The organism is Bacillus sp. GbtcB14 (genome assembly GCF_019091205.1).
Lineage (GTDB): Bacteria > Bacillota > Bacilli > Bacillales > Bacillaceae_G > Bacillus_A > Bacillus_A cereus_AG.
In genome coordinates, this window is the sequence record NZ_JAGXJT010000007.1 from 129,819 (window position 1) to 147,702 (window position 17,884).

Genomic DNA, 17,884 nt, shown 5'->3' on the forward strand with positions numbered 1-17,884 from the left:
TTGACATACCGCAAGCGCGGTTGGTAAGAGCAGCACGTGTTGTGAGTTAGAAAAAAATTATGGTGCTTATATTATACCTGAAGTGAATGTTTTATTTGAAAGACCAAAAAATGAGCACAGAACATGGTATTTTGAAAAACAAGTAGAGCGCTGGAATATAGCAATGCAGAAATCGAAGCAATATGAAATAGTAATACTTGATGGCGACATTTATCAACCACTTAGTTATAATTGGTGTTTCCATTTTGAAATATTTGATCAGCCATTATCTTTAATAGAAAACTTTTATAAAGAAAAGCTGGTCAATAGGGAAATTGGTTTTCCTGATCAATATTTTTATTTATATACGAATGATGAAGAACTGAGAAAACGGAAAGAATCTGACGAGACAAAAAGAAGAAGAAACTTTGAAAAACATTTACATATATCCAAATCGTTTCAACGCTATTATGAAAATTTAAATACCGTTACAGACGGATACTGCAAAGTGATCGAAGCAAAAAGTGTAAAATCGAATGAATTAGAAATTGTAAATAATTTAAACAGTTTAAATGTTTGTGAAGAGAGCCGTTTTGATGTTTCGAAGTTAGATGCGATTACGAAGTGGTTAAAAGAACATCGTGCATAAAAACAACGAGTACCTTATAAGGCACTCGTTGTTTTTTATTTGTATTATATATTGATTTTAAAATTTATCAGTTTATTTTTTCATTTTTCTTAATAGCATTAGCATATTTAGCTAGAAAGAGCTGAGAAGGATAAACTGGTATACAATAAACTCATATTTATTCATCTCATTTATATTTAGGCTAGCATATATTTTAAAAATTTAAAACGAAATGCTTAGAGGTAGATTTGTATAAAAAAAAGATGGGGTATTTTGACAGAATAATCTTTCAATTAATAATAGAAAGAAATATAATATAAGGAAATATATATGTGTGTCAGGAAATAGTAAATATGTAATAAATGAAAATGAGACTTGAATTGAGACAAAAAAATAGGTAGAGATTAACTACCTGCAAAAGCTTAGTTGATTCAACCTATAATCAATATTTCGAGTTATTATTTGTGAAAGGAGAATAAATGTAAGTATGAAAAAAATTATTATTTCAGATCTTGATGGGACTTTATTAAGAAGTGATAAAGCAATTTCAGAAAGTGAAAGTTATGTTTATGTAAAATAGTATGAAAAAATAAATTGCAGTAGGCTAGTAGGCTGCGAAAAAAAGAGATGCTGCATCTGTTTTGATAAATAGATATTATGAATGGGATATGTGGGAGGAAATAAGCAAGATGAAAACATTATTTAAAATAATAGGTATTTTAGCTGGTATGGCAGTAATCGGTGTAGGTTTAACATATGGTATGCTGTATTATTTGAATAATAGTAAACCAGCTGCGAAAAAGGCATCACCAGCCGCTCCAGCAATAGAAGTGCTAGCTGATAGTAATGTAAAAGCTGAAGATGCAAAGCTTTTAGAAAATGGCAATCATTCATTACCGAATAGCGGTTTTAATAAAAATTTTAAATGGACAGATGAGAACATACAGACAGCGTTACATGAAATGGCACATCAAAAAACGAAGGCTGATCAAAAGTGGGGTTATATTTTTATCACACAAGAACGAATTGAAAGTTTACTTGATATTATAAAGAGTAATGATCTAGTACAAGGAAAAACATACGCAGACATTTTAGAGAGATGGAAACAAGGAAAATATGAAAAAATTGATGCGGATCACAATAAGATTTGGAAATTACAAAGCGGGAATTTAGGTGAAGGAAAAGGGGTAATGTCAGAAGCGGAACAAAAAGAGTTAATTAATCAAGTGTTTATGCAAAAAGGTACATATTCGGGTAGTCAATTAATTGCAGGTGGGGGACAGACTAATAAATAAGATAACATTGGAAGAGAGTAAGTGCTTATTAGGCAGTTACTCTTTTTTGTGTGCACCTTTTAGTCTCGCTCTAGTAAGGAAAGAAACGATTGTAAAACGGGTGAAATCCATCTAGATTTATGATGTATTACATGGCTTTGAATAACTGTTGGAGTTTCAATAGGCTGAAAACAGAGTTGCTCTTTTTCGCAACTTTCTTTTACAACGATGTAAGGAAGAATCGAAATTCCTAACTCACACATGACAGATTGTTTAATGACTTCAACATTGGAAGTTTCAAATGTTTTCTCTGGAATATTTCCGCTTTGACGTAAAAAACGATCTACCATCGGTCTATAGCCACAGCTTTGTTCTGTGAAGATAAATTGGGTATCGTTTAGTAAACAAAATGGATTAGAGTGTGTTGAGTAATGCGAAGGTAAAATCCATCCAAATGTTTCATTACTAAAAGTATACGTAATAAAATCATGATGTTCGATGCTTTCTCCAATTATGAAGATAATATCTGTTTCTCCTTCACGTAATTTTTGTAATGCTTGTTCATTTGTGTTTGTTTCAAGTACGATATTTACTTTCGGGTTTTTCTGTTTGTAAATACGTAATAATTGTGGCAAACGGTACACTGCTAATGATTCGTTTGATGTAATACTCAATGTACCTTCTAATTGATCGGTATTTTGAGGGATTTCTTGTGCTTTTTCGTAAATTGCAAGTAATTCTAAAGCATAAGGATGAAATTGATGACCTGCTTTTGTAAGAAGTATTTTTTTCCCTAACCGATCGAAAAGAGGGAGATGTAAATCGTTTTCTAATGCTTTCATATGCGCTGTTACAGTAGATTGCGCATACCCTAACGCTTGAGCAGCTTTAGAAAAACTACCGTGCTTTACAATGGCACAAAATGTTTTAACGTGTCTCATTTCCATAAGCGATCCCTCTTTTATTATCATGATTTGTGAATGATTATATCATGTATTTCAATTTTCCAAATGGTTAAATTCTTTATAAAATAAAATTGTAGAAATATTCATTTAAGTGATATTGGAGGAGAAAAGATGATTGAAAAGGGTTATCATGTAGCTGTTGTGGGTGCTACAGGTGCAGTTGGGCAGAAAATCATTGAATTGTTAGAGAAAGAAACTAAATTTAATATAGTTGAAGTTACATTGCTTTCGTCAAACCGATCGGCTGGTAAGATAGTACAATTTAAGGGGCGAGAGCTCATTATAAAAGAAGCAAAAACAACGAGTTTTGAAGGTGTGGATATTGCCTTTTTTAGCGCTGGAGGAGAAGTTTCTAGACAATTTGTGAATCATGCAGTGTCTAGTGGTGCAATCGTAATTGACAACACGAGTGAATACCGAATGGCGCATGATGTACCGCTCGTTGTTCCAGAAGTAAATGCGCACACTTTAAAGGATCATAAAGGTATTATAGCAGTTCCGAATTGTTCAGCATTACAGATGGTGACGGCACTTCAACCAATTCGAAAAGCATTCGGAGTGGAACGAATTATTGTTTCCACATACCAAGCTGTGTCAGGTTCGGGAATTCATGCGATTCATGAATTAAAAGAACAGGCTAAGTCAATACTTGCAGGTGAAGAGGTTGAGAGCACTATATTACCAGTGAAGAAAGATAAAAAGCATTATCCAATTGCGTTTAATGTATTGCCTCAAGTAGACATATTCACTGATAATGATTTCACCTTTGAAGAAGTAAAGATGATTCAAGAAACGAAGAAAATTTTAGAAGACCCAAACCTGAAAATGGCAGCTACTTGTGTGCGTGTTCCGGTTGTATCAGGCCATTCAGAATCGGTTTATATAGAGCTTGAAAAAGAAGCAACTGTTGCAGAAATAAGAGCAGTGTTGCTGGATGCATCAGGTGTTATATTACAAGATAATCCAAGTGAACAGTTGTATCCAATGCCATTATATGCAGAAGGGAAAATAGATACATTTGTCGGGAGAATTAGAAAAGACCCTGATACACCAAAAGGTTTCCATCTTTGGATCGTTTCCGATAATTTATTAAAAGGCGCCGCTTGGAACTCAGTTCAAATTGCAGAAACGTTGGTGGAGGAAGGGATAATATAGTATAGGTAAACTAGGAAACTGTTAATGATTACAATTTCCTAGTTTTTATTTTATCCCAGCAAAATTTGATTTGAAAGACAGTAAAAAACATCAAGAATGAATAAAGGTTATTTGGTACGATATGGATAAATTCAATAAGGGGGAATTAGATGTATCAAGTAAAGGGGTATTTTTCATCGCTCAAAGGAAGTCATTATGAAATCGGTAAGCAACAAGGTGAATTTGTGAAACAACATCCGTATCTTATTCCGCAATTTATACAGCAAGAAAACTTAATATCGCATAACCATTGGACAGAATCTGGAAATATATTACATCAATATTGTCCTGGAATTAATGAAGAAATTGAAGGTTTTTGTGAAGTGTTGAAAATTCCTGCTAAACATATGATGTATTATTATCAAACGTTATTAAAAGCAGGATGTAGTCATTGTGTCGTATTACCTAAAAAGACAGATTTAAAGCATACTTATGTATTAAGAAACTATGATTTGTCACCAAAAATAGATGATATGCGTTTTTGTTCAACTCATGTTGAAGGTGCGTATGCACATAGTGGCTTTTCTACTCAATATTTTGGCCGAACGGAAGGGGTTAACGAGCATGGATTAGCTGTTACATTTTCAGCATGTGGTCAACCAGTAGGAAATATTGAGGGGCTGCGAAAGCCAGTAGTAAGTGGTTTACAATGTTTTGCGGTAATTCGAGTGTTATTGGAGAAATGCAAAAATGTGCAGGAGGCTAAGTCACTAATAGAAGAAATACCGATTGCTAGTAATATTAATCTAATAGTAGCAGATCCATTAGACGCAGCGCGTATTGAAATATTTGACGGGTATAAATCAATAACTCCAATTGATGAGGAAAACCAAGATTTTATCGTATCAACAAACCATGCAATCAGTTTACCTATTCAAAAACTGAGTAATAGAAGATTAGAACAATCTACAAACAGATATCACACATTGTATGAATATTTAAATCGAAATGAACTAGTGAGTCTGGAGTCTTTAAAAGGATTAGTAGAAAAAGAATATCCTGCTGGGCTGACAGTACATAATTATGAAGAATGGTTTGGAACTTTGCATTCTGTCTTATTTGATTTACATAATCGTACAATGAATATTTGTTTCGGATCACCACTTTTAAATGACTGGTACTCGTTGAAAGTTGGAGAAAGTCTTTCATTTTCTGCGGTGAATGTGAAATTTGAAAATAAAACTTATACTGATTTTTGGAGAGAAGAGAATACTAAATTGATTCCAAACGGATATATGGGATAAGATGGTAGTATCGAAGGGGTTATTTATGCGGGAGGGAGTGCCATTGCTAAAAGTAGTGTTACCGATTGTTCTTATCTTATTTGTTTTCGTTTTAATGTATATTACTTATGAAAAAAGAAAAAAAGCAGGGGTAAAAGGATTGAAGAGTGCGTTAACTTCAATTTGTTTCTTTACACTAGCAATCTTAAATTCACTTGCATATTGGTTAAACTTTGGCGGCATTTTTATTTGGTTAATTTCAATTGTTTTATTGCTTGTGGGGGCATATTTTACGAAATATATTCCAATTTCCAAAAAGGTACACTAAAATTTATAGATAATGCTTTATTTCATTATGAAAAGAGATTATTCTACTAAGTCGTTGTGAAACGGTTTCATAGGATAATCTCTTTTGTTCGTTTAGCTTTGTAAAGAACGAACTGTTCTTTTTAGTTGTTCAATAAATTCTCGAGTTGCAGCGCACATATATTTATCTTTTCTATAAATAAGTCCTATTTCAATTGTTGGAGTAGGATTTTCTATTTTGATAGCTTGAATGTTTTCGTTTTGCAGAAAGTCTATATAAGGTTTTGGTAATACTGTAATGCCCATTCCTTTTGAAACCATTTGGATTAAAGATTCCATCGTACTAATTTCTAAAATTGGTTTTGGTTTAAAGTTAAATTTTTGACAATGAGATGTAATTAATTCGGTTAAAAAGAAATTTTTAGGTAAAAGAATTAAAGGGTAGTTCTGTAATTCAGCAATAGATACATGATTATGTTCAGCTAATTGATGACCGGTTGGTACGACTAATGTAAGCTCACTTTTGTATAGAGGGGTAGAAATAATCTCTTTATCTTGCATCGGGAGAAATGTAATGCCAATATCTAGTTCGTTTTGTAATAATTTTTCACGAATATCTCCTGTACGAAGTCCTAATACAGAAAGTTCTATATTGGGATATAAATGATTGAAATTTAAAATAGCTGGTGGTAGTAAATAATTTACTACGGTTAGCAATGATCCTATTGTTAAGGAACCTTGCTGTAATCCGTTTAAGTCTTGAATAGCAGAACGAGCTTGTTCAACTTCATGAAATATGGTTTTACTATGTAATAATAAAATCCTTCCTGCGTCAGTTAAAGATATTCTTTTACCAATGCGATCGAAAAGAGGCATTCCTACTTCATGTTCTAATGCACGTATTTGTTGACTTAGTGAAGGTTGTGAAATATTTAATTTCTCAGCTGCTTTTGTGAAATGCAATTCTTTTGAAACAGCTAAAAAATATTCAAGTTGTCGTAATTCGATTGGGATCACCTCAAGTATAATGATAGGTTTTACCTATCATTATTATATAAATAATTGGATTGAACAATGATTTTTTAGGTTTTATAATCATCTTTATATAAAAGAGATAGTAGTGAAAATATATCGAGAGAAAATAAATGGAACACCCTTAAAGGAGGAAATAGAATGGCTAATGAATATCAATTATTATCTTTAAATATAGGGTTACCGAAAGAGGTTACATATGGCGGAAAGGTAATTCATACAGGCATAAATAAGAAACAAGTAAAGGTATCGGTGTTTTTATCCTTTGTAAAATTTAATGGAGATGGTCAAGCGGATTTAGTTCATCATGGTGGAGTAGATAAGGCGGTTTGTGTGTATTCGGGAGAACATTACGGATATTGGGAAAAAGAGTTGAATCAAGAACTTGTATATGGAGCATTTGGAGAAAATATAACAATTAGTGGTATGTACGAAGAGGATGTTTGTATTGGTGATACATTTCAAATTGGAGAAGCAATTGTACAAGTAACGCAGCCAAGACAACCTTGTTTTAAATTAGCTAAGAAATACAATATTCCAAAGTTACCACTATATTTTCAAGAAACAGGCTATACAGGGTTTTATTTTCGTGTATTAAAAGAAGGGTGGGTATCACCTGTTGATACGTTAAAGTTAATGAAGTCTGATCCGAAAGGTGTGACAGTAGCATTTGCTAATCGTATCATGCATAAGGAAAAACAAAATATGGAAGGGGTAAAAAGAATCTTAGAAGTACATGCGCTTTCTGCTAGTTGGAAAAATACATTTGAAAAGCGAATCAAAGGAGAAGAAATTAATACGAAGGAAAGGCTAGAAGGAAAAAAATAATAAAAAATTTTATTTATAAATGGTGCATTTCTATTAGTAAAAACGAATTAGAAAGCACTATTTTTATATAATAAACTTATTAATATTCAAAAATCTTAATATTGTTTTATTCGACTTATTTTCGAATAGTCAAAACATAAAATTAATTAGACTCTTTTTTTATATTTTATGATAGTATATTGATTGGTAAGACCTATTACTTTAAGAGCAGGTTCTACAACTATATCTAATTTGATGGAATTAACGTATGGAGGGACAGCATGGGGAATGTTGAAAATTTTGAAAAACTTCTTTTAGAAGAACCGAAAAGAGAGCAGTTATTTCCTTTATTTGAAGAAGTGTTTGGAATTACAATTCAAACATTGAATGATTTTTCAGAGAGAGGTTATTGGGATGATACATACAAAGCTATATCATTTTTACATAACGATAAAGCGATTGCGAATGTTGCGGCATTTTCGCTGCCATTGCTAATAAATGGTGAAAGAATAAATGCAGCGGGCATTCAATCGGTAATGACACACCCTAATTTTCGTAGACAAGGACTCATGACACAATTAATGAGTAAAATGATAGAAGAAATCGATAAGAAATGTGAATGTACATTATTGTTTACGGAAAAACCCGAACTATATGCATCATTTGGTTTTAAAGTTGTGCAGGAATATTTGATGACTATTCCATATAATAAAATGATTAATAATGATTCCTTACTTAGAGAGCTAGATTATTATATGGCAGAGGATAGAAAGTTAATACATGAAACTATAGATAGTAGCCAAAGACTTTCAAATAATTTTTCAACATTAAACTTCCAACCTTCGTTTTATTTGAATATGCATGATTCGGAATGGAATGAGAAATTGTATTATTCAGAGAAGCTAGATGCTCTAATTGTGTATGAAGTAGATAATGGCAGGTTGAAATTATATGGAGTGTTTGCACCAGTAATTCCAGTTTTAGATGAAATATGCGGGGAAATCGCTGAAAGATTTACAGAAATCGAATTTTACTTCTCTCCAGATCAATTAGGGGTTGAGGATGTACAGTTTACAGAATTACAGTCTAGTAAGTGTTTAATGGTTCGAAGTAATAGAGAGTTGGATTTGAAAGGTTATAAATTCCCAGTATTAGTAGAATTTTAAATGTGCATAAAGATGCTTTATTATGGAGGAACTATGAAAATATCACATATACCAGAACATATTGAGCAACTTACTATAATGAATGTACCTGAATATTATAAGCTTAATAACAATCATGCGTTTATTGTCCGTTCGAAAGCCGGAACAGATTTTTGGCTTAAAACACATTATGGTTTTGAAGTAATGAATGGTCATGTATTTTATACTGAGACGATGACAGACTTTCAAGCTGAAGTTCAATTGCGTATGAATCCAAATTCAAAATTCGATCAAGCTGGTCTTTTTGTTATGATTTCGGAAAAGTGTTGGCTGAAAACTTCATTAGAATATATTCCAGATGGTCCATCTCATTTAGGAGCTGTCGTAACGAATAATGGATATTCCGATTGGTCCACACAAGACTTTCCAACAGAATTAGCTACCCAACAACTTCGTTTTCGAATTGTTCGAAAACGTGGTGATTATACAATATATGTGAAGAAGATCCACCAATGGGAACAAATAAGAATCGCTCATTTGATGGAGGATATAGGAAATGAGCCTGTTAAAATAGGTTTTTACACGTGTAGTCCTTCTAAAAATAATGGGTTTGAGACTGAGTTTTTAGATTTTACAACTGAAAAAATATAGATGAAAAACCGTATTCTTTTCATTAAGAATGCGGTTTTTATATTTATATAATACAAAGCACATTTATTGACCGAAAAGTCATTAATGCGTATCATTTAATAATGTTAAATATTAATTTACATAATATAATAGGAATAAGAAAGAAATTACAAACTACATCGCTTAAATAAGGAGGGATATGAATTATTTAGTGGTAATTTCATGGGAAAAGGAGATTATGTATGAAATCATTTCGTAAGTTATTACAGTATTTAAAACCATACATGTTCTTCGCTATAATTGGACCGCTATTTATGGTACTTGAGGTTGCGATGGACTTAATTCAACCGACTATTATGCAACATATTATTGATGTTGGGATAGCAAACCGTGATTTGAATTATGTAATTAAAATGGGAATTCTTATGATAGGAGCTGCAGCACTCGGTTTAGTTGGAGGACTTGGGTGTATGATGTATTCTACAAAAGCAGCTGTTAATTTCGCTACTGACATACGAAAAGATGTGTTTGCGAAAATAGAAACATTTTCTAGTGAAAATCGTGATTCGTTTGGAACTGGAAAGTTATTAACGATTGTGACAAATGATGTTACTTCTATTCAGGCGGCGATGACGATGACATTACGTGTTCTTGTTCGTGGTCCTTTGTTATTTATCGGAAGTATAATAATTGTTTTTGTAACAGCACGCGAGTTATTTCCTATATTACTTGTAGTTGTTCCAATTTTATTACTTGCGATTATATTCATTGCAAGTAAAGCGAGCGGAACGTTCAAAAAAGTGCAAGAAGCATTAGATAAAGTGAATACAAAGCTACAAGAAAATTTATCTGGAGTACGTGTTATTAAAGCGTATGTAAGACAAAAATATGAAATTACTCAGTTTGGAAATGTTAATATAAATTTAACGAAGATAAATATTCGAGCGGTGCAACTAATTTCCATAATGATGCCAATCATTATGTTAGTTGTAAGCGGCGGGATTGTCGCAACATTATGGATTGGTGGAGAAAAAGTATTTGATGGAACGCTTCAAGTAGGAGCTATTTTAGCGTTTATAAACTATTTGAATATTATTTTAATGTCACTTATGTCTATAAGCATGGTATTTATGCAAATCGCGCGAGCATTTCCATCTGCGGATCGTGTACAGCAAATTTTAAATACTGAGGTTGATATTACGACCGAAACAAATGCGATTGCACCTAAGCAAATCGAGGGACATATTGACTTTAAAGATGTTAGTTATAGTTACACGAAAAATAATGAATATGTTTTAAAAGATATTTCATTTCGCATATGTAAAGGTGAAAAAGTAGGGATTATCGGTTCTACAGGAAGTGGTAAATCTACGTTAGCAAAACTGTTACCGCGTTTATACGATGTTGATCAAGGTGAAATATGCATTGATGGAATAAATGTTAAGGCATACGATTTACAAAAACTTCGTGGTTCAATAGGTTTTGTACCTCAAAAGGCATTGTTGTTTTCAGGTAGTATAGAAGAGAACTTACGTTATGGTAAAGAAGATGCAACAAGTGACGAACTGGAAGTAGCGGCTTCATCAGCTTGTGCGACTGAGTTTATTAAAAAGCTGGAAGATTCTTATCAATATCATTTAACACAAGGTGCAACGAATTTATCAGGTGGACAAAAACAACGTGTATCAATTGCAAGGGCACTTGTGAGAAAGCCATCCATTCTTATATTAGATGATTCTACATCAGCAGTTGATGCAAAATCAGAATCTAACATTCAATCGGCATTAAGAACAGAATATAAAGGAACAACAACATTATTAATCGCCTCTAAAATCTCATCTATAATAGATGCTGATAAAATTCTCGTTTTAGATAACGGTGAATTAGTTGGTGATGGTACCCATGAGGAATTGTTAGAACAATGCGAGGTATATCAAGAAATTTATCTTTCCCAAGGTGGTAATTTAAATAAAGAAGGTGGGAAAGAACATGCGTAATTTTCAAGGGCAATTTGCTAATAAAGGTGGGCGTAACTCGCCTAAGATAGGTAAAGCTAAAAATACGAAAGGAACTGTAATGAGAGTATGGAACTATATGGGGTACCAAAAGACTGCTCTTACGTTCGTTATATTTTTAGTATTTGTTACGACGTTACTTGGGTTATTAGGTCCATATTTAATGGGAGTAATTATCGATCAATACATTGTACCGAAAGATTTAAGCGGTACGGCGAGAATGTGTTTGTTACTTATCGCGATTTACGGTGTAACAGTATTATTAACTTGGCTACAAACATTCGTAATGGTTAATGTTGCATTGAAAACGATACAAAGAATACGACAAGATATTTTTGAGAAAATCCAAACGCTTTCTTTACGGTTCTTTGATGTACGTTCGCAAGGGGATTTAATGAGTCGTGTGACAAATGATATAGATAATTTGAATCAAGCGTTGACACAAAGTGTAGTACAAATTATTTCCTCAGCGCTAACTTTTATAGGTGTGACGATTGCGATGTTCGCATTGGATTGGATTTTAGCAATTGTTACTTTAATTACAGTACCTATTATGTTTTTCGTTACAAAAAAACTAGTTGCTTATAGTGGTAAAAACTTTGCAAAGCGTCAAAAAGATTTAGGAGAATTAAATGGATTCATTGAGGAAGCTATAACAGGAGCGGATGTTACAACGTTATACGGGAAAGAAAAAGAAACCGTACAAAATTTCAATAAAATTAATGAACAACTAAGAGTTTCAGCAACGAAGGCAGATACATTTTCAGCTTTTATTTTTCCGAGTATGAATTTTATTAACAACTTAGGTATGGGACTTGTAATTGGGACTGGATCAGTAATGGTTTTAAATGGAATGACAACAGTAGGTGTTATTGCAGCTTTTATTAATTATTCTCGTCAATTCTCAAGACCACTCAGTCAATTCGCAACTTTAATGAATACGATTCAAGCGGCAGTTGCTGGTGGAGAACGTGTCTTTGAAATTATGGATGAAGTACCGGAAATCCAAAATAAAAAAGATGCATTCATTGTACAAAATTTACAAGGGCATGTTGCACTCGAGAATGTTTCATTTGGATATGAGGAAAATAAAACGATTTTAAAAGAAGTGAGTCTTAAAGCACAACCAGGGGAGACAATTGCTTTAGTTGGTCCAACTGGATCGGGCAAAACCACAATCATTAATTTGCTAACGCGCTTTTACGATATACAGCAAGGACAAATCCATATCGATGGGAAAAATATAAAAGATTATGATATGAATTCGTTGCGAAGCAAAATAGGAGTAGTTTTACAAGATACGTATTTATTTGCTGGGACGATTATGGATAATATCCGTTATGGCCGATTAGATGCTAGTGATGAAGAAGTAATCACTGCCGCTAAAGCAGCATCTGCACATTCTTTTATAAAGCATTTACCGAATCAATATGAAACAAAAATTGCTTCAGAAGGATCGAATTTAAGTCAAGGACAAAAACAACTTCTTGCGATTGCAAGAGCAATTTTAGCAGATACAGATATATTAATTCTCGACGAAGCAACATCTAATATTGATACGAGAACAGAATTACAAATTCAAGAAGGGCTAAATAATTTAATGAAAGGTCGAACAAGTTTTGTAATCGCTCATCGACTGAAAACGATTGAAAAAGCAGATCAAATCCTTGTTATAAAAGATGGAAGTATTTTGGAAAGAGGGAATCATGAATCTCTTATGGAAGATAGAGGGTTTTACTTTGATCTGTATACGAGTCAGTTTAAATTTTAATAAAAACTTTAATATGGTGCGGTTTCTCTAGAACAGAGAAACCGCATTTTTATGTTTGTAAAGATAATTAGAAATATAAAATCGGATTTTTTAAGAGACACGAATTGTTAGCAAAAACTAGCAACTTCAGTGCTAGATGGAAGAATTAATTTACGTGGAATTGTAATAATCTCAAGAGCCATCTGTGCTGAATAGAGAAGTATAGGAGTTAATTCTAAAGCGTGAGTTAATAATAATATAAAGCTTGTTAGGATTGCAAAACTCCCCCAAAAGAAACTTTTTGAAGTGTTACGGAAATCTTTTATTAAGGAAAAGAAAGAAAAAAATGCTGTAACAATGAGTATCAACAATTTATATTTATCAGCCATTAAACCCCTCCTAAAGAACAGTAACTTATATTATAACGTATTTTTCAGTATTATAATAAAAAGATTTTGAAATAAACAGGTTAAATGCGTAAAAACCGCAACTAAAAAATATTCGTTGTGATTTTTATTTATGAGTCCTTTGTTTTAGAAAATAGATAATCTAGAATTAAAAATTTAAAAATAGATTAGTGCCCAAATTTTGTTTGCTGGAGATGTACTGGATATTTGACCAGACAATAAGACGAGCTATGAATATAGTAATAAAAAAAGGGGATGTTGAACAATGGCTAGATATAGTTTACATGGAGGGCACAATAGTATTGTACAGGGCGCGAATTATGGGAATCGGAAAGAACACATTATGGATCGCCAAGTGAAGGATGCAGTTGTTGCTAAATTAAGAGCATTGGGGCATACAGTTTATGATGATACCGATGAAGTAGGGACAACGCAAGCACAAAATTTAAATAACATTGTATCAAAAACAAACTCACATGATGTAGACTTAGTAGTTTCATTTCACTTAAACTCATATGATACGAAAGCTAATGGTGTTGAAGTTTTGTACTATGACCAACAAGCTTTATCAGCAAAGATAGCGGCACAACTTTCAAAAGATATTGGCTGGTCAAATCGCGGTGCAAAGGAACGAAAAGATCTTTATGTGTTATCGAATACGAAAGCACCTGCAATCTTAATTGAACTTGGATTTATTGATAATGAAGCAGATATGGCAAAATGGAATCCAGATAAAATTGCAAATTCAATTGTGTATGCATTAACTGGGCAATCTGGTGGGACAACTCCGCCATCAAAACAAAATATTATCCAATCAGGCGCTTTTTCACCGTATGAAGTTCCTGAAGCTATGCAAGCTTTAAATTCAGTTAAAATGACAGCTAAATTTATTTTACAGCCTGATGGATTAACATATTTTATTTCCGATCCAACATCAGATAATCAATTAAATGGTATGAAAGGCTGGCTTGATCGCAAAGGTTGGTGGTATGAAGTTAAGTAAAGTAAAGGTTCTAGTTTAGTGGAACCGAATATTTAAAAAACGATAGGACATAAAAAGAGGATTACTCATAATGAGTAATCCTCTTTTTATCATTTTATCTCGTATAAATATGATTAGATATAGAAGATTCCTCTTTTAATATTTAATAAGTAATACATGTAAGTGGGAGGTTCATCGGAAATTTCAAGTATATTACTAAACATATATTTAAAAAGAAAAAAATTTGAATTTAATTAATTACAATTGAAATAGCACTGAAAACTAATAAAACAGCCATAATGATGTTAAACGTTTTAGTATGCTTTAATAAAAGTTTTTGGAACATGGAACCAAATAAGCTCCAACTAAATGTACTCATTAACCCGACTATACCTAAAAATAATGAGAAAAGTAGAAAACTTGAAAATGAATTATAGTAAGGGAGAATAAAAGTTGACACTACAGTCAACCCGAAGAGTATCCCTTTAGGATTAACAAATTGAAGAAAAATCCCCACTGTAAATAAGTTTTTATTATGTTTTTCATCGGGATCTGTACTAGTTTTGCTAGTGAGTATTTTAAAAGCTAAATATAGCATATATGCTACACCTAAAATTTTTAAAGGGAATTCTATTATGGGTAGGATATTGATGAGTACAATATTAAAGAAGCTACATAAGGAAGTGAGGATGAAAAAACCGAAAGCTACTCCAAAGCAAAATTGCATACTCCTTTTTAAACCATGTTGCTTGGCGTATGTCATAGCTAAAAAATTGTTAGGTCCAGGTGTGAAGCTACTTATAAAAACAAATAACAAAAAAGAAAATATAGGCATTTCAAAACCCCCTAATGATTTATCGTGTGTTATAATGACCGAAAAGAACAATATAACGTGTGCTTTTTATTATACATAACGGTCGTTATATTGTATATAGTGTAGGAGTGTTTCTTATGGAAGAAATTCAACTTATTTTAGCAAAAAATTTAAAAACAATACGTGAAAAAGAGAAAATGAGTTTAGAAAAGGTCTCTCAATTAACAGGTGTGAGTAAAACGATGATTGGACAAATTGAACGAGGAGAGTCAAGCCCAACATTAACAACGATATGGAAAATCGCTAATGGTTTGAAAGTGTCTTTTACTTCTTTAATCAATAATCCGCAACCAGATACGAAAGTTGTTTTACGAAATGATGTACAAGTATTATCAGAAGACAGTGGGAGATATAAAGTGTATCCTTCTTTTCCTTTTCAAGATGATAGGAACTTTGAAATCTATACGCTTGAAATTGAAACAGAAGGAAAATTAATTTCAGAAGGTCATAAAGAAAGGACCGAAGAATTTATAACGGTGTTTGAAGGGGAATTGACGGTTGAAATAAATGATTGTCAATATAAATTAAATAGCGGAGATTCAATTCGCTTTAAGGCGGATAGACAGCACTCTTATCATAATTTTGGAAGTACGCTAACTCGGTTAAGTATGACTATTTATTATCCAGCTACATAAACTTGCAATTACATCAAAAATATAAAGCAATGTGTGTTGATAAACCATCTATTAGAGATGGTTTTATTTTTGAAAATTCATAAAAAAAGACACTCGTTTGAGTGTCGACATAGTATTGCTCTCGCGTATAGGATTGGAGTATGCTTCTCAAAAACGTATTGAGATGGTTCGCATTTGAGAAACTGTCTTCGTATTCAATGTAACATTGGTAGGGAGAAGTGTAAATTGATAATGTATATACGGAAAATTTAGTATAGATAATTTCTACTATGAATATAGTGTAATGTGTTTATTATCCCGTATTAACGGGTAGTAAAACTCGCATCTTAACATTCAGCTGGAGTAAAGACATTCAGTGGGAGTCAGGCTTCACGTAAACGACCGATTTGTTTAACTAATTATTAGTGGGGGACGTATAAAACTCCTACTAATTAAACTTTCGCTTTATTATTTAAGTATGTAAGAAGTTGGCTTATAAAAAAGAATGAATCATTTTTTAATTGATTCGTATAATTGTTAGAGGGACATCCGTTGAAGTGGATATTGTGGAATAAAAAATAAAGCTGGGAAGTAAGAGTTTTTAGTAGTAGTTATAACAATGGTAAAATGTTTAATAGGTTAATTATTTGAAAAGAAAAAGAGAATAGTTATTAAGTTATTCTTTAATAATAGATTTTAATGATTTAAATGAATAAAAAATATGTGGAATGAGGTATTAAATTGAACCGCAATGACAAATTATCGTTGAATAAAGGTATGATAGGACCTGAAAATATTGGACCTACCTTTCCGGTTCTTCCACCAATTTATATTCCAACAGGTCCAACGGGAGTAACGGGGCCGACGGGAGTAACAGGACCTACCGGAGCAACGGGAGTAACAGGACCGACGGGTTTAACGGGACCGACCGGAGCAACGGGAGTAACAGGACCGACCGGAGTAACAGGACCGACCGGAGCAACGGGAGTAACAGGACCGACGGGTTTAACGGGACCAACCGGAGCAACGGGAGTAACAGGACCGACGGGTTTAACGGGACCAACCGGAGTAACGGGAGTAACAGGACCGACGGGAGTAACAGGACCGACGGGTTTAACGGGACCGACCGGAGTAACGGGACCGACGGGTTTAACAGGACCGACGGGAGTAACAGGACCGACGGGAGTAACAGGACCGACGGGTTTAACGGGACCGACGGGAGTAACAGGACCGACCGGAGTAACGGGAGTAACAGGATCTGCCGGAGCAACGGGCGTAACAGGACCAACGGGTTTAACGGGCGTAATAGGACCGACGGGTTTAACGGGACCGACCGGAGTAACGGGCGTAATAGGACCGACGGGTTTAACGGGACCGACCGGAGCAATGGGCGTAACAGGTCCAACTGGAGTTATTGGTCCCATAACAACAACTAATTTATTATTTTACACTTTTGCTGATGGAGAGAAACTTATATATACAGATTCAGATGGGGTTGCTCAATATGGTATAACTCACATATTATCTCCTGATGAGGTTTCATATATTAATTTGTTTATTAATGGAATACTTCAGCCACAACCATTTTATCAGGTCAGTGCTGGTCAGCTAACTTTATTGGATGATCAACCACCATCACAAGGTTCATCAATTATTTTGCAATTTATCATTATTAATTAAAAAAGACAGCTTCTTAAATAAAAAGAAGCTGTCTTTTTGTTTTACTTTAAAGTAGATAACACTAAGTGACGATAAATTCGATTGTAATTGGAATTCCGCCGTCTAATGCATCTCCGCCAGGAATTGTAATAGCACCAGTAGGTCCAGTAGTAACACTGGAGTTCACACTAGGTTGAAGAATGCCATTTACATATAAGTTGTAATACGTAAAAGTCGGAAAAGCTGTTGCAGTAGTGCCTGCATCATTTAAACAAGCTGTTGCAGCAACCGCAAAAGCTGCACCTGTGCCAGTTCCAGCTCCTAGTGTAGATGTAAATCTTCTAGATGCCATAAATGGTTGAATAATAGGCAATTAATTCTCACTCCCTTAATTGTTTAT

General features: G+C 33.4%; 18 protein-coding genes and 1 pseudogene. 14 read left to right on the forward strand and 5 right to left on the reverse strand.

What is annotated here, in order from left to right; genetic code table 11:
* Positions 1-10: 10 nt before the first annotated feature.
* From KVT31_RS21000 to KVT31_RS21010, 3 genes and pseudogenes are all read left to right on the forward strand, one after another.
* Positions 11-628, forward strand: a pseudogene (locus KVT31_RS21000) (chloramphenicol acetyltransferase); the annotation flags it as partial.
* Positions 629-1,094: 466 nt separating this feature from the next.
* Positions 1,095-1,187, forward strand: coding sequence for an HAD hydrolase family protein (locus tag KVT31_RS21005; RefSeq protein WP_176535843.1), 93 nt, complete (start codon positions 1,095-1,097; stop codon positions 1,185-1,187).
* A gap of 109 nt (positions 1,188-1,296) precedes the next feature.
* Positions 1,297-1,902, forward strand: coding sequence for a PRK06770 family protein (locus tag KVT31_RS21010; protein ID WP_098342514.1), 606 nt, complete (start codon positions 1,297-1,299; stop codon positions 1,900-1,902).
* Between the two features lie 59 nt (positions 1,903-1,961).
* Here KVT31_RS21010 and KVT31_RS21015 read toward each other — a convergent pair whose 3' ends face one another.
* Positions 1,962-2,828, reverse strand: coding sequence for a LysR family transcriptional regulator (locus tag KVT31_RS21015; protein ID WP_217613611.1), 867 nt, complete (start codon positions 2,826-2,828; stop codon positions 1,962-1,964).
* 129 nt (positions 2,829-2,957) lie between these two features.
* On the opposite strand from KVT31_RS21015, the gene KVT31_RS21020 reads away from it, so the two are divergent.
* The 3 genes from KVT31_RS21020 (at position 2,958) to KVT31_RS21030 (ending at position 5,591) form a co-directional block, all read left to right on the forward strand.
* Positions 2,958-4,001, forward strand: coding sequence for an aspartate-semialdehyde dehydrogenase (locus tag KVT31_RS21020; RefSeq protein ID WP_217613612.1), 1,044 nt, complete (start codon positions 2,958-2,960; stop codon positions 3,999-4,001).
* Positions 4,002-4,150: 149 nt separating this feature from the next.
* On the forward strand, positions 4,151-5,284 hold the full coding sequence (locus tag KVT31_RS21025; protein ID WP_098342511.1) for a C45 family autoproteolytic acyltransferase/hydrolase: 1,134 nt from the start codon (positions 4,151-4,153) through the stop codon (positions 5,282-5,284).
* A 43-nt stretch (positions 5,285-5,327) separates the two neighbouring features.
* Entirely contained in the window at positions 5,328-5,591 is a 264-nt protein-coding gene (locus KVT31_RS21030) for a hypothetical protein (protein WP_141532584.1), read from the forward strand.
* Between the two features lie 92 nt (positions 5,592-5,683).
* Here the strand turns inward: KVT31_RS21030 and KVT31_RS21035 are convergent, their stop codons facing one another.
* Positions 5,684-6,586, reverse strand: coding sequence for a LysR family transcriptional regulator (locus KVT31_RS21035; protein ID WP_098342510.1), 903 nt, complete (start codon positions 6,584-6,586; stop codon positions 5,684-5,686).
* A gap of 156 nt (positions 6,587-6,742) precedes the next feature.
* On the opposite strand from KVT31_RS21035, the gene KVT31_RS21040 reads away from it, so the two are divergent.
* The 5 genes from KVT31_RS21040 (at position 6,743) to KVT31_RS21060 (ending at position 12,969) form a co-directional block, all read left to right on the forward strand.
* On the forward strand, positions 6,743-7,429 hold the full coding sequence (locus KVT31_RS21040) for an MOSC domain-containing protein (RefSeq protein ID WP_217613613.1): 687 nt from the start codon (positions 6,743-6,745) through the stop codon (positions 7,427-7,429).
* A 260-nt stretch (positions 7,430-7,689) separates the two neighbouring features.
* Positions 7,690-8,574, forward strand: a complete 885-nt coding sequence (locus KVT31_RS21045; protein WP_217613614.1) for a GNAT family N-acetyltransferase — start codon at positions 7,690-7,692, stop codon at positions 8,572-8,574.
* Positions 8,575-8,607: 33 nt separating this feature from the next.
* The gene (locus tag KVT31_RS21050) at positions 8,608-9,204 is read left to right on the forward strand and encodes a DUF1349 domain-containing protein (protein WP_141532583.1); all 597 of its coding nucleotides are present in this window, start codon (positions 8,608-8,610) and stop codon (positions 9,202-9,204) included.
* 221 nt (positions 9,205-9,425) lie between these two features.
* Entirely contained in the window at positions 9,426-11,180 is a 1,755-nt protein-coding gene (locus tag KVT31_RS21055; RefSeq protein ID WP_098342506.1) for an ABC transporter ATP-binding protein, read from the forward strand.
* Positions 11,173-12,969 (forward strand): ABC transporter ATP-binding protein, encoded by a 1,797-nt coding sequence (locus KVT31_RS21060; protein WP_217613615.1) that lies wholly within the window; start codon positions 11,173-11,175, stop codon positions 12,967-12,969. Before KVT31_RS21055 ends, KVT31_RS21060 begins: the two co-directional genes overlap by 8 nt.
* Before the next feature lie 107 nt (positions 12,970-13,076).
* On the opposite strand, the gene KVT31_RS21065 is transcribed toward KVT31_RS21060, so the two are convergent.
* Positions 13,077-13,337, reverse strand: coding sequence for a hypothetical protein (locus KVT31_RS21065; protein ID WP_098342504.1), 261 nt, complete (start codon positions 13,335-13,337; stop codon positions 13,077-13,079).
* Between the two features lie 283 nt (positions 13,338-13,620).
* Between KVT31_RS21065 and KVT31_RS21070 the strand changes: the two genes are divergently transcribed.
* Positions 13,621-14,358 (forward strand): N-acetylmuramoyl-L-alanine amidase, encoded by a 738-nt coding sequence (locus KVT31_RS21070; protein WP_098342503.1) that lies wholly within the window; start codon positions 13,621-13,623, stop codon positions 14,356-14,358.
* 229 nt (positions 14,359-14,587) lie between these two features.
* Here KVT31_RS21070 and KVT31_RS21075 read toward each other — a convergent pair whose 3' ends face one another.
* Positions 14,588-15,172: a LysE family transporter gene (locus tag KVT31_RS21075; protein ID WP_098342502.1), complete on the reverse strand. Its 585-nt coding sequence runs from the start codon at positions 15,170-15,172 to the stop codon at positions 14,588-14,590.
* Between the two features lie 59 nt (positions 15,173-15,231).
* Between KVT31_RS21075 and KVT31_RS21080 the strand changes: the two genes are divergently transcribed.
* Both KVT31_RS21080 and KVT31_RS21085 read left to right on the forward strand, forming a co-directional pair.
* Positions 15,232-15,846 carry a helix-turn-helix domain-containing protein gene (locus KVT31_RS21080; protein WP_217613616.1) on the forward strand — a complete coding sequence of 205 codons (615 nt, stop codon included), beginning with the start codon at positions 15,232-15,234 and terminating at the stop codon, positions 15,844-15,846.
* A 720-nt stretch (positions 15,847-16,566) separates the two neighbouring features.
* Positions 16,567-17,505 (forward strand): DUF4183 domain-containing protein, encoded by a 939-nt coding sequence (locus KVT31_RS21085; protein WP_253601425.1) that lies wholly within the window; start codon positions 16,567-16,569, stop codon positions 17,503-17,505.
* Positions 17,506-17,566: 61 nt separating this feature from the next.
* On the opposite strand, the gene KVT31_RS21090 is transcribed toward KVT31_RS21085, so the two are convergent.
* Positions 17,567-17,857 carry a DUF4183 domain-containing protein gene (locus tag KVT31_RS21090; protein ID WP_001121652.1) on the reverse strand — a complete coding sequence of 97 codons (291 nt, stop codon included), beginning with the start codon at positions 17,855-17,857 and terminating at the stop codon, positions 17,567-17,569.
* Positions 17,858-17,884 lie beyond the last annotated feature (27 nt).